Source organism: Serpens gallinarum, from assembly GCF_014836765.1.
GTDB lineage: Bacteria > Pseudomonadota > Gammaproteobacteria > Pseudomonadales > Pseudomonadaceae > Serpens > Serpens gallinarum.
The window spans coordinates 138,683-152,618 of record NZ_JACSQG010000006.1; the positions used below are offsets into that span (position 1 = coordinate 138,683).

The 13,936-nt window shown below is 61.8% G+C and carries 13 protein-coding genes, 1 tRNA gene and 2 pseudogenes; 5 read left to right on the forward strand and 11 right to left on the reverse strand.

Annotation, left to right across the window (positions count from 1 at the left end; genetic code table 11):
* Window positions 1-49: 49 nt before the first annotated feature.
* Genes H9642_RS12445 through H9642_RS12455 form a run of 3 tightly spaced genes read right to left on the reverse strand, consistent with a single transcriptional unit; the run spans window position 50 to window position 3,600 of the window.
* A complete protein-coding gene (locus H9642_RS12445; protein WP_251836770.1) occupies window positions 50-1,525 on the reverse strand; it encodes an NAD-dependent succinate-semialdehyde dehydrogenase in 1,476 nt (491 codons plus the stop codon).
* 10 nt (window positions 1,526-1,535) lie between these two features.
* A complete protein-coding gene (locus tag H9642_RS12450) occupies window positions 1,536-2,555 on the reverse strand; it encodes a dihydrodipicolinate synthase family protein (protein WP_251836771.1) in 1,020 nt (339 codons plus the stop codon).
* 25 nt (window positions 2,556-2,580) lie between these two features.
* Entirely contained in the window at window positions 2,581-3,600 is a 1,020-nt protein-coding gene (locus H9642_RS12455; protein WP_251836772.1) for an ornithine cyclodeaminase family protein, read from the reverse strand.
* Between the two features lie 852 nt (window positions 3,601-4,452).
* Here H9642_RS12455 and H9642_RS12460 point away from each other — a divergent pair.
* The gene (locus H9642_RS12460; protein ID WP_251836849.1) at window positions 4,453-4,590 is read left to right on the forward strand and encodes a hypothetical protein; all 138 of its coding nucleotides are present in this window, start codon (window positions 4,453-4,455) and stop codon (window positions 4,588-4,590) included.
* Between the two features lie 12 nt (window positions 4,591-4,602).
* Here H9642_RS12460 and H9642_RS12465 read toward each other — a convergent pair.
* A pseudogene (locus H9642_RS12465) lies at window positions 4,603-4,805 on the reverse strand (IS5/IS1182 family transposase); the annotation flags it as partial.
* A 9-nt stretch (window positions 4,806-4,814) separates the two neighbouring features.
* Here H9642_RS12465 and H9642_RS12470 point away from each other — a divergent pair.
* Window positions 4,815-4,927 (forward strand): annotated as a pseudogene (locus H9642_RS12470) (hypothetical protein); the annotation flags it as partial.
* 348 nt (window positions 4,928-5,275) lie between these two features.
* Here H9642_RS12470 and H9642_RS12475 read toward each other — a convergent pair.
* From H9642_RS12475 to dapA, 4 genes are all read right to left on the reverse strand, one after another.
* Window positions 5,276-5,365, reverse strand: a tRNA-Ser gene (locus H9642_RS12475).
* 105 nt (window positions 5,366-5,470) lie between these two features.
* Window positions 5,471-6,340, reverse strand: a complete 870-nt coding sequence (locus tag H9642_RS12480; protein ID WP_251836773.1) for a phosphoribosylaminoimidazolesuccinocarboxamide synthase — start codon at window positions 6,338-6,340, stop codon at window positions 5,471-5,473.
* 103 nt (window positions 6,341-6,443) lie between these two features.
* Entirely contained in the window at window positions 6,444-7,544 is a 1,101-nt protein-coding gene (gene bamC, locus H9642_RS12485) for an NlpB/DapX family lipoprotein (RefSeq protein WP_251836774.1), read from the reverse strand.
* A gap of 18 nt (window positions 7,545-7,562) precedes the next feature.
* A complete protein-coding gene (dapA, locus tag H9642_RS12490) occupies window positions 7,563-8,441 on the reverse strand; it encodes a 4-hydroxy-tetrahydrodipicolinate synthase (protein ID WP_251836775.1) in 879 nt (292 codons plus the stop codon).
* Window positions 8,442-8,605: 164 nt separating this feature from the next.
* Between dapA and H9642_RS12495 the strand changes: the two genes are divergently transcribed.
* Window positions 8,606-9,163, forward strand: coding sequence for a glycine cleavage system transcriptional repressor (locus tag H9642_RS12495; protein ID WP_251836776.1), 558 nt, complete (start codon window positions 8,606-8,608; stop codon window positions 9,161-9,163).
* A gap of 13 nt (window positions 9,164-9,176) precedes the next feature.
* Window positions 9,177-9,650, forward strand: a complete 474-nt coding sequence (locus H9642_RS12500) for a peroxiredoxin (protein WP_251836777.1) — start codon at window positions 9,177-9,179, stop codon at window positions 9,648-9,650.
* A gap of 170 nt (window positions 9,651-9,820) precedes the next feature.
* Here H9642_RS12500 and H9642_RS12505 read toward each other — a convergent pair whose 3' ends face one another.
* Window positions 9,821-10,063, reverse strand: coding sequence for a sulfurtransferase TusA family protein (locus H9642_RS12505; protein WP_251836778.1), 243 nt, complete (start codon window positions 10,061-10,063; stop codon window positions 9,821-9,823).
* Between the two features lie 108 nt (window positions 10,064-10,171).
* On the opposite strand from H9642_RS12505, the gene H9642_RS12510 reads away from it, so the two are divergent.
* Complete coding sequence (locus H9642_RS12510) at window positions 10,172-11,605, forward strand: M48 family metalloprotease (RefSeq protein WP_251836779.1); 1,434 nt, start codon at window positions 10,172-10,174, stop codon at window positions 11,603-11,605.
* Window positions 11,606-11,877: 272 nt separating this feature from the next.
* Here the strand turns inward: H9642_RS12510 and moaA are convergent, their stop codons facing one another.
* Window positions 11,878-12,870 (reverse strand): GTP 3',8-cyclase MoaA, encoded by a 993-nt coding sequence (gene moaA, locus H9642_RS12515; RefSeq protein ID WP_251836780.1) that lies wholly within the window; start codon window positions 12,868-12,870, stop codon window positions 11,878-11,880.
* A gap of 82 nt (window positions 12,871-12,952) precedes the next feature.
* The gene (locus H9642_RS12520) at window positions 12,953-13,819 is read right to left on the reverse strand and encodes a peptidylprolyl isomerase (protein WP_433962700.1); all 867 of its coding nucleotides are present in this window, start codon (window positions 13,817-13,819) and stop codon (window positions 12,953-12,955) included.
* Between the last annotated feature and the right edge of the window lie 117 nt (window positions 13,820-13,936).

The following is a 13,936-nucleotide window of genomic DNA, read 5'->3' on the forward strand; positions in this document are numbered from 1 at the left end:
TTTCCAGAACCTGCCAAAAGCTCGATCCTCGGGGCCTGATAGCGAACACTCAGTCCGCAGGCTGCAGCCCGTCCCAGCAGAGGTATTTGATTTCCAGGTACTCATCGATGCCGTACTGAGAACCCTCACGTCCCAGGCCGCTCTGCTTGACCCCACCGAACGGCGCCACCTCGCTGGAGATCAGCCCGGTGTTGATGCCGACCATGCCGGCTTCCAGGGCTTCGGCGGTGCGCCAGACCCGCTGCGCATCGCGGCTAAACAGGTAGGCGGCCAGACCGAAGTCGGTGTCGTTGGCCATGGCGATGGCCTCGGCATCGTCAGCAAAGCGCAGCAGCGGCATCACTGGACCGAAGGTTTCTTCGCGGGCGATGGTCATACCGAGATTCACGTCCGCTACCACGGTCGGCTCGAAGAAGGCGCCACCCAGGTCGTGACGACGACCACCCACCAGCACGCGAGCGCCGCCGCTTATGGCATCGCGCAGGTGCTGCTCAACCTTGGCCACCGCAGCCTCGTCGATCATTGGACCGATCTGAGTGCCCTCTTGAAGACCATTGCCAACCCGCAGTTCGGCACTCCGTGCGGCCAGCCGCTCGGCCAGTTGCTCGTAGATGCTGTCATGCACCAGCACGCGATTGGCGGCGATGCAGGACTGCCCGGAGTTGCGGAACTTGGCCACCAGGATGCCTTCAACCGCCGCGTCCAGATCGGCATCTTCAAAGACGATCAGGGGCGCGTTGCCACCCAGCTCCATGGAACACTTCTTGATGGTGCTGGCTGACTGCTCGAGCAGGATGCGCCCGACTTCGGTGGAGCCGGTGAAGGTGATCTTGCGCACCAGCTTGTGGCTGGTCAGCACGCCGCCGGTGGCTCGCGTGGCGTTGCCCGTGAGCACAGAAAACAACCCGGCCGGGACGCCCGCACGCAGGGCCAGTTCGCCCAGTGCCAGGGCAGTCAGTGGTGTCTGGCTGGCAGGCTTGACCACCATCGAACAGCCGGCGGCCAGTGCCGGTCCGGCTTTGCGGGTGATCATTGCCGCCGGGAAGTTCCAGGGAGTGATCGCCGCGCACACACCGATCGGTTGCTTCAGTGCGAGGATGCGCTGGCTCGGCTTGGTCGCGGGAATCACGTCGCCGCGCACCCGCTTGGCTTCCTCGGCGAACCACTGCAGAAAGGACGCGGCGTAGTCGATCTCGCCACGGGCCTCGCTGAGCGGCTTGCCTTCTTCCAGGGTGATCAACGTGGCCAGGTCGTCCTTGTGCTCCACCACCAGCTGATACCAGCGGTTGATCACCTCGTAGCGGTGCTTGGCGGTGGTCTGGCTCCAGGTGCGGAAGGCCCGGTCGGCGGCTTCGATGGCCGCCTCGGCCTCCGCTTCCTTGCAGATCGGTAATTCGACCAGCAGCTCGCCGGTCGCCGGGTTGTTCAGCGTGTAGATGCCATGCGCTGTTTCGGTGATCCACGTGCCGTCGATCAGGGCGCCGGTGCGCCACAGACCGCGATCTTTCAGCAGTTCGACTGACATCATCGGGTCCTCAGCAGGGGAAGCGGCCGATCAGGAACTGGCTGTCGTCGTCCGAGGTGCACTCGAGCTTCGACGCCACCAGGCCCTGGCGTAGGGTCTTCATCATGCGATCCGGGATACGCGCGATCGGCGCACGTAACGGGCCGCCGTTGAAACCGGCCAGCCAGTCCATGTATTTCCAATGGGCGCGGTTGATGTAGTTGGAACCGGCCATGTAGGCACCGGTGGCGGCACCTACGGCGGCACGCGCCGGCTGCGCCTGCCAGTACAGCGCCATGGCCTCCTCCCACTTGCCTTCGCGGGCCAGGTTGAAAGTCTTCGGGAAATGATCGCCCATCCACTGGGTGTAACTGGTGCCAGAGAACTGCAGGTCCATGAATTTCATCAGCGGGATGATGTCGCTTTCGATCGGGCAACTGATGATCACGTCGTCCTTGAAGCGGTGGTAGGACTCGACCAGCCCGCCAATATGCGGAAAGCCCTGCTCGGCCTTGAGCGAGACCACGTTCGGGCATTCGTCAATCAGGCGACGAATCAGCTCCGGTGACATTCCCTGCGGGTGCACGCGCTCGAAGCCCCACAGCGGGATAGCGAAAAGCATCACCGCCAGATCGGTCGCGTCGCAGAATTCCTTGGTGTAGTCGTAAATGTCCTGCTCGCTGGTCGGCCAGAAGTTCGACGGATAGGACAGCAGCGCGATATCGGCGCCGGCCTTCTCGGCCAGCTTCACCGCTTCGATGTTGTCACCCAAGGTGCCGAAGCCGGCATGGAAGAACAGGTCCAGCCTGCCGCCGGCGGTGTCCTTGGCCCAGGCGGTGAACTGCGCATTCTCTTCCGGGGTAATCGCCACTTCGGTGCACAGCAGGGTGGATTTGAAACCGAGGCTGGCGATCTTCTGGATATCGTGGCGAATGCCGCGTTCGTTCAAATGCTTGAGGTCGGCGCTGTAGCTGGGGATGGTCACACCCGAACAGCCCATCAGATTTTGCCAGGCCCACTCGCGGGCCTCATTGCGCTTGTAGTCAGCCATTTTGCTTCTCCTTATTTATTATTTTTCAGCGGTCGATGGTTACGATGCCGGCGGGAATCAATTGGTATTGCTGGGTGGCCAGCGCTTCGCGCAGCAGCATTTCTGCGATCACCACATCCTGGAGTGCGGTGCCGACCGACTTGTAGAGGACGATGTCCGTCGAGGCTTTGCGGGCGGCGACCCGCCCGGCCATGACATCGCCGAGGCCGACCGTTTTCCCGGCCACATCCACACCCTGGCGCACGGCCTCCAGCGCATCGCCGGTCTCGTGCAGCACTTCTTCGGGCATGTCGGCAATGATGAGATCGGCGCGGGCCATGGCCGCCGAGTCCACTTCACGTTGTTCGGGCAGGGTGGATCCGACCGAAATCACCACCATCCCTGGCTGCAGCCATTCGCCGAGCAGGACCGGTGATTCATCGCGACTGCGCGCCGCACAAAACACCACATCCACATCCTTGATGGCGGCCTGCGGCGTGTCAGCCACCTCCACGCGCACGTCATGGGAGGCCCAAAAGGCATCGGCAAATCGCTGGCGGCTGCTTGGGGTCGGGCTGAATACCCGGACCTGCGACACCTCGCGCACTGCCAGTAAGGCTGTCAGCAACCCGCTCGCCAACGCGCCAGAGCCGATCACCCCCACCCGCAACGCGCCGGTTGGATTCGACGCGTTGACCGCCACTATTGCGGTGGCAGCAGTGCGAATGTCGGTAATGCGATTGCCGTCGATCAGCGCGGCCAATTCCATAGTGCGCTGGTCGAAAAGCGATATCAGGTAACTGGCGCGATGGATCTTGGGCGAAGCCGAAATCAGCTTGCAGCCCATGTATTCACCGGAGGGCGACAGCGCACACAGGCTGCGCAACCAGAACCCCTCCCCCCGCGCCATCACACGAGGGGGAACCATCTCGGGCTTGATGGGTTTTGCGTAAGCATCGGCGAGCGCTGCAATGGATTTTGACCAGACAGCCAATTCGGCGACGTCTGAATCCCGGAGAAACGGGGTCGAAATGCTAGTACTCTGGTTAGATACAGCCGTGTTCATAGAGGCTCTCCTGTGTTGGGCCGGAGTGTAAGAACTCGCCCAGGGAGCAGCTACGCAACGCGGTCTAATTCAGTTATCTATAAAATGAGGGGCTCGGGATGTAATACAACATCTATTGGATGTGTTGACTTAAGGCTTTTAAAAAAACGAGAAGCGTCGTACAAGAGTCAATGTGATGAGGTCAGTTGATATCCGCATGAGGCAATAGGTACTCACAGACAGTGCTACCAAGCTTGCGATTTATCAAATCGCTAATAGGAATCACGATGTCGCGGCACAGCTATGCCACCGTACGAATCCGAACCAGGTGATTTGGCCCGGTTCGGATTCGTGCAAGCCCTGGTTCGGAATCGTGCAACGCCCAGTTCGGAATCCGAACCAAGCCTGAAATCAAATAATTACGGCGCAGTTCGGAATCCGAACTCCCCTAGTACAGTACATACAAATACAAGCATTAGTATTAGTACTGTACCGCGCGCACGAGGATGCAGCGCTTGGCTTGTGCCTCGATGGGCTGAACAAACTGAAACTCACCCCATCTCGCGGCGGCAGGCCATTAGGCTTCAAGCTGTGAGCCGACGCCGCCCAAACGCCAACTCGACGACCAGGTGTTCGCACAGGTACAGGTCTGCCTCGATGAGCTTCGTCAGCACAGCCGATTCAGGCGCGAATCCTGATCCGTTATGCCAGTGGAATAATTCCACCGTCCGGCTCATTGACGGTTATGTCAGTGACATAACCGTCCGTACCTCGAGAGGCAATAACCGAACGATTCACTTTCAGTTTTTTGGCTGTATTGGCTCACGACATTGCGCATCATCACGCCACTTACGCCGTCGCGAGGACCTGGCCGTGAACTCGTTCCATCCGCTCCTGGGCGCTTTGCGCAGCAACATAAGCCTGACCCTGCCCACCTACCTGCTAACCGATTACGACGTGCTGGCTCGCCGCACTCTCTCCGGACTCGCAACATTTCCGGTGCGTTATTGAGGCGGTTCTGCATTTGTTGAAACGCCCGTCAACTTTGGCGCCTGATGTCATCGGCTTGGGTACATATGCGATGATGTTGGCATCGTGGCAAGCCAGGATTTCCGCGCCCTTGAATAACCTCGGTCAGCCACCACCGACAGTGTTTCTGGCCCCATCACCTCTCGGGCCTGCCTGGCCATCGAACTGAGCTGATCCCGGTCTGAGCCGGCGTTGGAACGAATCACCCGGACAAGCAGGTCTCGCTGGCCGATCCTGATGCCCGCTCCATGATGACTCGCGACACTGAATTGTCGGCTACAACGTGCAGACGGCGGTCGATACACAGCACCATTTGATTTGTTGCGCGTGAGGTTATGGTGCGCGACTGGCTGGCCAGCGGCGAACTGACCCATGTGCTGCCAGGCTGGGAGCCACAGCGCGAGATCCTCCATGCTGTATACCCTTCGCTCCGGGGCAACTGCGGTGCGCGCCTGCTCAACTTCCTGGTCGCAGCTCCAGACGCTGGATGAGGATTAATAACGGGCGCAGCCCGCGCACACTCAGCGCTCCACCGTGAACATCGCGATACCGACATCTGTTGATGTTGAAGCCAACACTAAGGTGTGGGTCAGGTTGTGGGTCGAGCCAAAATTGCAAACCCCAGAAACGCGAAAGCCCCGTAGAACGGGGCTTTCGACGTACTATTTGGCGGGAAGATAGGGATTTGAACCCTAGGAACCATTGCTGGTTCAACGGATTTCGAATCCGTCCCGTTCGGCCACTCCGGCATCTTCCCAAGTCGGCGCGCATCATACCAGCTCATGTCCATTTGTCGAACCCTTTTGCAGGGAATTTTCGCGCAGGATCAGATGCTTGCGTGCGATGCGTCGCCCGTGCCAGCTCAAGCCGTAAGGCGGGTCAGCGCTTCGCGGTATTTATCGGCGGTTTTCTGGGCGACATCGGCCGGTACGGCGGGGGCCGGTGGCTCCTTGTTCCAGCCGGTGGATTCCAACCAATCGCGCACGAACTGTTTGTCGAAGCTCGGTGGGTTCCTGCCTTCGGCGTAGCTATCAGCCGGCCAGAAGCGGCTGGAATCCGGGGTCAGCACTTCGTCCATTAAGGTCAGGGTGCCGTTTTCATCCAGGCCGAATTCGAACTTGGTGTCGGCGATGATAATGCCGCGGGTGGCAGCGTATTCGACGGCGGCGGTGTACAGCGCAATGGAGGTGTCGCGCACCTTGGCCGCCAGGTCCTTGCCGATGATGGCTTCGCACTGTTCGAAGGAGATGTTCTCGTCATGGTCGCCCACGGCAGCCTTGGTCGAAGGCGTAAAGATCGGCTCTGGCAGCTTGGCGGCTTCCTTGAGTCCTGCGGGCAGCTGAATGCCGCAGACGGTACCGCTCTGCTGGTATTCCTTCCAACCGGAACCCACGATGTAGCCACGCACGATGGCCTCCACCGCGACCGGCTTGAGGCGCTTGGCGACTACCGCGCGGCCTTCCACCAGCGGCAGCTCGGCGGCGGGCACCACGTCTTCAACTTTGTCGCCGGTGAAGTGGTTGGGCACCAGATCCTTGAGCTTGTCGAACCAGAAGTTGGAGATCGCGGTGAGGATCTTGCCTTTTTCCGGGATCGGCTCATCGAGGATGACGTCGAAGGCCGAGAGGCGGTCGCTGGCGACCATCAACATGCGCTGGTCATCGATTTCATAGAGGTCGCGTACTTTGCCGGAATAGAGTTTCTTCAGGCTCAGAGCGGTAGGCGTGGTCATATCGGCAGTATCCGCATTCATTAAACGAAACAGGCGAAACCGAAGTTTCGCCTATGTTCAGAGAGCCGGGCGTACCCGGCAGGTGGCGCGGCAGGCACGCCTGTCAGCCAAGATTTTCCTGCAACTGGCGCAGCACGCGACGAGAAATGTCAGCCGGGGCCAGGGTGTCGGCATCCTTTTCCAGGGAAACCTGCACGCTGTCGCCCACACGGGTCAGGCGCACCTGGTAACGGTCATCGGAGCTGGTCTCATCGCTGCCGCCGAACAGGCGGGAGAAGAAACCGGGCTTGTCACCGGCTTTCTGCGCACCCTTGCTCAGATCCACGTAGTAGATGCCCAGGCTGCGGTTGAGGTCATCGATGCGCAGGTCGGACATTTCCAGAGCGCGTCCCACATTCGCCCAGGCCCGATCAAAATCGGTGCCCAGGTTCAGCAGCGGGTTACCGTTGCCGTCTTCGCTCAGGCTGACCCGGCTTGGGGTGTTGAAATCGCGTGCGGCCAGTGACACGGAACCACCTTGCACCGTGCTGCGTTCCAGACTGGTCAGCAACTCGTCCAACAGCGCACCATCCAGGCTGGTGTTGCTGGAGCGGCTGGGGAAGTCCACGTTTGCCGTGCTACCGGCTGGACGCTCGGCGCTGACCACGAAGACTTCACTGGTATTACGCTGCACGCCCGGCTCGATGCGCACCCGAACCCGGGTTTGCGCATCGGGCGCTGAGACTGCAACGCGGCCACTCAAGCGACGGGCCAACGAGGCTGGGAGATTGTCATAACGCTGCCAGTCGGTGCTGAACTCGCCGGTGCGAGCCTGCTCGCTGGCAATCCGGAAACCATTGCTTTCAAAGAACTGCCGGGCCAATGGCCAGACTTCGGCAGGCGGACGCTGGGCCAGAACCCAGCGCGACTCGCCACTTTTCTGCAGGCTGAACTCGCTGCCACTGTCGACTTGCAACGGCTGCGGACGCGGCACCTCGAACGTGCCACGGGTTTCCAACGAGGCAACCTGCCGGGGCACCGGCAGTAACGGATCGAGTGGCTTGGCCTGCACGCCTTCGGGCAAACGCATCGGGGCGCTCTGGCGCGCCTCCAGGTAATCGCTGCCGCGGTCACGGAAATAGCCATCCTGGCCCCAGAGCCAGCCGCAACCGCCGGTACTGGTGATGACCATGGCGAGTACAGACAGTCCGGCGAGTCGCTTCATGCGCAGTAGTTCCTCAAGTCAGGCCAGCACACCGGTCTGGCGCATGGCCTGACGCAGCGGCTCGTGGTAGCGCTCGCTGAGCCAGGTCAGCGGCAGGCGAATGCCGTCGGGCATCATGCCCATTTCATGCAGCGCCCACTTCACCGGAATCGGATTGGCTTCCAGGAACAGGGCTTTGTGCAGTGGCATCAGGCGGTCGTTGATAGCGCGAGCGATACCCGCTTCGCCACGCATGGCTGCAGAACACAGGTCGCTCATGGCGCGCGGCGCAACGTTGGCGGTTACCGAGATATTGCCTTTGCCGCCGAGCAGGATCAGCTCGAAGGCGCTGGGATCATCACCGGAATAGACCAGGAAGTCTTTGCTCACGCGATCCAGGACCTCCTGGGCGCGCTGCAGGTCGCCGGTGGCTTCCTTGATGCCGATGATATTGCTCACCTTGGACAGGCGCTCGACGGTCTCGGGCAGCATGTCGCACACGGTACGGCCCGGCACGTTGTAAAGGATCTGCGGAATCGCCACGGCTTCGGCGATGGCGCGAAAATGCAGGTACAGGCCTTCCTGGGTCGGCTTGTTGTAGTAGGGGGTCACCAGCAGGCAGGCATCGGCGCCAACGTTTTTGGCGTTGGTGGTCAGCTCGATGGCTTCACGGGTGCAGTTGGCCCCGGTACCGGCGATCACCGGAATCTTGCCATTGACTTGGTCGACCACTCGACGAATCACTTCGACGTGCTCGGGAACGGTCAGGGTCGCCGACTCGCCCGTGGTCCCGACCGCGACGATGGCGTCGGTGCCTTCTTGCAGGTGGAAGTCCACCAGCTTGCTCAGGCTGTCCCAATCCAGAGCGCCCTGCGCATCCATGGGAGTGACCAGCGCCACCATACTGCCCGCAATCATGCAACCGCTCCTGCCGGAAAAAGAGACCGCAATGGTACTGTCGGCTTTAGTCAGGCACAAGCGAAGTTCGGAGCCCGAGCATTCCCCTTGGCGCTGCTTTTCGCTACCCTTCGGCATCTGTTTGACGCCGCCTGGTGTCGACTTCATCGTTTTAGGAAGGTTGCATGTCCACCCCGCCCGTTCGTGAACAATTTTTGGTCATCAGTGCCCTCGGCCCCAATCCCATGGAACTGACCAACGTCCTGTGCCGGGCCTGCCATGAGAACCGCTGCCTGGTTACCTCGACGCACCTGAGCCGCCACGGTGAATGCAGTGCATTGACCTTGCAGGTGGCTGGCAGCTGGGATGCCTTGGCGCGCCTGGAAGGCAGCTTGCCGATCCTGGCCAAGCGCCACGCATTCACCGCCAATGTGGTGCGCAGCGTGCCGCTGGAGGACCGCCCCCAGGCACTGCCCTACGTCGCCTATGTCAGCGCCGCCTACCGGCCGGACATCCTCAACGAGCTGTGCCAGTTTTTCCTCGATCACAAGGTCGAGCTGGAAAACCTCACCTGTGAAACCTACGAGGCACCGCAGACCGGCAGCACCATGCTCAACGCCACCATCACCGTGACCTTGCCGGCCGGCACGCAAATCAGTTGGTTGCGTGATCAGTTCCTGGACTTCGCCGATGCGCTGAACCTGGACGCGCTGATCGAACCCTGGCGCCCGCAGAACCCGTAAGTAAGGAGTTGTCATGACTGTCAGCCTCGACCAACCGGTTGCCGACTTCCTGGCGCCGGCCACCAGCGGCCAGCAGATTTCCCTGAGTGCGCTCAAGGGTCAGCAGGTGGTGTTGTACTTCTATCCCAAGGACAGCACGCCGGGCTGCACCACCCAGGGCCAGGGCTTTCGTGATCGACACGACGACTTCCTGGCTGCCAATACCCGCGTGTTCGGCATATCGCGAGACGGCCTCAAAGCCCACGAAAACTTCAAGGCCAAGCAAGCCTTTCCCTTCGAGCTGATCTCCGACAAGGAAGAACAGCTCTGCCAGCAGTTCGACGTGATCAAGCTGAAAAAGCTCTACGGCAAGGAATATATGGGCATCGAGCGCAGCACGTTTCTGATCGATGCCGAGGGCGTACTGCGCCAGGAATGGCGTGGTGTGAAAGTGCCCGGCCATGTGGACGCCGTGCTGGCGGCGGCGCAGGCACTGCATCAGGGCTGATTTAAATTCCCAAAGAAAGACGACTTAGGCGGCGCATCCGCAGGATGGCGTTGAGCGCAGCGATACCCATTGGATTTGACGCTGATGGGTATTGGCGTGATGCCTCCGAATAGACTGGAAACGCCTCGCTCGCGCCTCAGCCCACCCTACGCATCTAACGCGGCAGCACCTTACGCCTTCTGCAACCAATAGCGAAACACGCCCGCTTCTTCTTCCTCGCGCAGCAGCGTATGCCCAGCCAAGCGGGCGAAGGCGCGAAAGTCGCGTTGCGAGCCGGCATCGGTGGCAATCACCTTGAGCACCGCACCGCTGGGCAGGCGATTGAGTTCCAGCTTGGCCTTGAGCAAGGGCAGCGGGCAGTTCAGGCCGCTGGCATCCACCTGCGCATCATGGGCCGGGGCAACATCAGTCATGGTTCATCTCCGATCAGGCGCGCAAGGATACCCAAGTCGCCGCGCCGCTGGCCAGCAAGCATCCGGCACGGCTAAAGTAAGATTCCCTTTCCGCCATGAGCCGCCTGCATGAATGTTTTGCGCCCTACCCTGCTGACGCTCGCCCTGTGCCTGAGCCAAGCCGTGCCGGCCAGTGACTTGCCGGCTCTGGGCGATGCCAGCTCGGCCATTGTCTCGCCGGAGCAGGAACACCAGCTCGGCCGTGCCTGGCTGAGCGTGTTGCGCGGACAGGTCTCGCAACTGTCCGATCCGCTGCTCAAGGATTTCCTGGAAACCAGCGTCTACCGTCTGGCGGAAACCAGCCAACTGCAGGATCGGCGCCTGGAGTTCGTGCTGCTCAACAGCTCTCAATTGAACGCCTTCGCCGCGCCGGGCGGGATCATCGGCGTCAACGGCGGGCTGTTCCTGCACGCCCAGACCGAAGCCGAATTCGCCTCGGTGCTTGCCCACGAACTCGCTCACCTGTCACAACGCCACTTCGCTCGCGGACTGGAAGCTCAGCAGCGCATGCAGCTGCCGATGATGGCCGCGCTGCTCGCCGGGGTGATTGCCGCCGCTGCCGGCGCCGGCGATGCAGGGATTGCCGCGATTGCCTCGACCCAGGCGGCGGCGATCCAGAGCCAGCGTAGCTTCTCTCGGCAGAACGAGCAGGAAGCCGACCGCATCGGCTTGGTCAACATGCGCAACGCCGGCTACGACCCGCGCGGCATGCCCAACATGTTCGAGCGCCTGATGCGTCAATACCGCTACGACGCCAAGCCACCGGAGTTTCTGCTCACTCACCCGGTTTCCGAATCGCGTATCGCCGACACACGCAACCGCGCCGAACAATCCGCCAATGGCGGCAAGCAGGACAGCCTGGCCTATCAATTGATGCGCGCCCGCGCACAGCTGCAATTCGAGTCCACTGCGGGGCTGTCCACCAAGCGCTTTCGTGCCCAGCTCGAGGAAAATCCGCAGATGGACGCGGCGCGCTACGGCCTGGCCCTCAGCCTGAGCCGCACCGGCCAGCTCGAGGAAGCGCGCCAGACGCTGCAAAGCTTGCTGAACAAAGCACCCGACGACATCGCCTACAACCTGGCGCTGATCGAAATCGACGCCACCGCCAACCGCCTGGACGCTGCGCAACAACGCCTCACGCGTCTGCTTGCCCTGTACCCGAACAATTATCCGCTGCTACAGGAGCAATCCGAGTTGTTCCTCAAGCAAGGTCAGCCGCGCCAGGCGGAAGCGGTGCTGGACCAGTTGCTGAAAACCCGGCATAAAGACCCGGACGTCTGGTACCAGGTATCCGAAGTGCGCGGCCTGGCCGGCAATATCGTGGGCCTGCACCAGGCCCGCGCGGAGTTTTTCGCCCTGGTCGGCGACTATGACCAGGCCCTGGAACAGCTGGACTATGCCAAGCGCCGGGTCAGCAACAACTTCCCCCTGACCGCACGCATCGATGCCCGGCAGAGCGACCTGCGCAATGAACAGCGGCTGCTCAAGGAAATGCTGCGCTAGGTTCGCTTGGCCACTCTGGCCATATGGCGGGTTTCCCCCGTTCTACGGGCTGGCACGCAACCCGTGGGAGGCCCGACCTCGGGCCGAAGCCTTTAGCGAGCGAAGCCGTATGCTCCGCGTCATACCATCGCCTTCGCCGCGAGGTCACGACTCCCACATCGACAAACCGTGCTCGGCACAGGCTCCTACAAAATCGCACCATGCCGCGCCGAGAGGGAGCGCCCCACCGGGCCAGGCATGGTTTCCGCTGGGGCCACGGGAAGCAGCCAGCGCTACCCCCCGCTGGCATTCATAAAGCGCAACACCTGCACCTCGCCGCCCGTGGAGAATTCGTGGCGCAACGGTTTGCGCTGCACGGCGGCGTCGATGGCCGCCAGTATCGGCTGGTCTCTCGTGGGGTGGCGACGCAGCAAGGCGCGCAGATCGATTGAATTTTCATGGCCCAGGCACAGCAGCAGGCGGCCTTCCACCGTCATGCGCACGCGGTTGCATGTGGCGCAGAAGTTGTGTGAATGGGGCGAGATGAAGCCGATGCGGCTGTCGGGAAACTCATTGGCTCGCACGTAACGGGCCGGGCCACCGCTGTGCTCAGCACTGTCGAACAGCTCATAGCGCTGGGCGATAAGCGCCCGCACCTCATCGCTGGAGCAGAAACTCTCGCCCCGCGAACGACCCACGTCGCCCAGCGGCATTTCCTCGATAAAACTGATGTCCAGACCGCGAGACAGCGCATAGTTCACCAGCGCCGGTACTTCCTCGTCATTGCGCCCCTTCATCACCACCGCATTCAGCTTGATGCGCGCAAAACCCACCTCGCGGGCCGCCTCGATGCCAGCCAGCACCTGATGCAAATAACCGGTGCGGGTAATGGCGCGAAATTTCGCTGCATCCAGGCTGTCCAGACTGATATTCAGGCGCTTGACCCCCGCCTCAGCCAGGGGTTTGGCCAGCTTGGTCAGTTGCGAGCCGTTGGTGGTCATTACCAGTTCACGCAGGCCGGGCAGCGCGGCTATTTTCTCACACAGTCCGACGATGCCCGGCCGCACCAGCGGCTCACCGCCCGTGAGGCGAATTTTCTTCACGCCCCGGGCCACGAACAGCGCGGCGACCCGATACAGCTCTTCCAGGCTGAGCACCTGCTGGCGCGGCAGAAAGGTCATGTTTTCGGCCATGCAGTACACACAGCGGAAATCGCAGCGGTCGGTCACCGACAGACGCAGGTAATCGATACGGCGGCCGAAGCCGTCCTGCAAAGGGGTGTTCATGGGCTACTTCCCGTTTTGAAGGGCTCCGGCTTCGTGCGGCGGACCGTTAATGCCTGATCCCCCGCTGAAGCCTGCATGGCCGTTACTGCACCAAGGGTGAGTCGGCGCCTTCCAGGTGAATGCCCTGGATATCCGCTTCACCCACCAGGTTCTTCAGGTACTGTGCCACAGCCACCTGCCAGACACGTTGATCCAGCTCAGCGCGAATGGAACCGGCCACCGCCTCATAGGGCAGCAGTTCGCCCTCGACACGTTGATCGACCCATACCACGTGGAAGCCGTAGCGACTTTCCAAGGGCCGGCCGGCCAGACCGAGCGGCAGACGAAACAGCTGGCGCTCGAATTCCGGCACCGTCTGGCCCTTGCTGATCTGTCCGAGGGCGCCGCCCTGCGCTTTCGACGGGCAGTCCGAATGGACCAGGGCCAGCTCGGCAAAACGCGAGCCGTCGGCCTTGAGCTGCTCCAGCAGCGCCTCGCCGCGTTCCAGCGTGCGGCTGCGTTCTTCCACATCGTCCGCCGGACAGCCAAGCAGGATGTGCCGCGCTGCCAGCAGGGGCGCGCTGGCGAAACGTGCACGGTTGCTGTCGAAATACTGTCTGCAGGCCGGCTCGTCAGCACGGGGCATCGGCACTTCGCGCTCGACCAGGGCGCGCGTGGACGCCTCTTCCTCGCTTTCCCCGGCAGCCGGGCTCACCTTGAGTCCCAAGGCAGCGATACGTTGCTGGAGCAACTCGCGGATCACCAGGGCCTGGCTGGCCAGGAACACCGCCTCTTCCCGGCTGCCTGCCGGGTGATATTGCAATTCCTGAGCGATCGCCTCGGCGGCAATCGCCACGCCGTTAACCTTGATGCGCGGCCATTCCTGCTCGCTGGACGCGATCAGCTCAGCCGGAGCGGCCTTCGCCTGTTCAGACTCCTCCGGCTCGAAGACCTTCGGTTCGTGAAGCATCGCTGCCTCATAGGCGGGAGCCGCAGGCTGTTGATGCCCACCGCCGCAACCGCCGCCACTACCACCGCCACCACATCCGCATCCCATGATCATGTCCTCACTGGGTGTTGCCTGGGC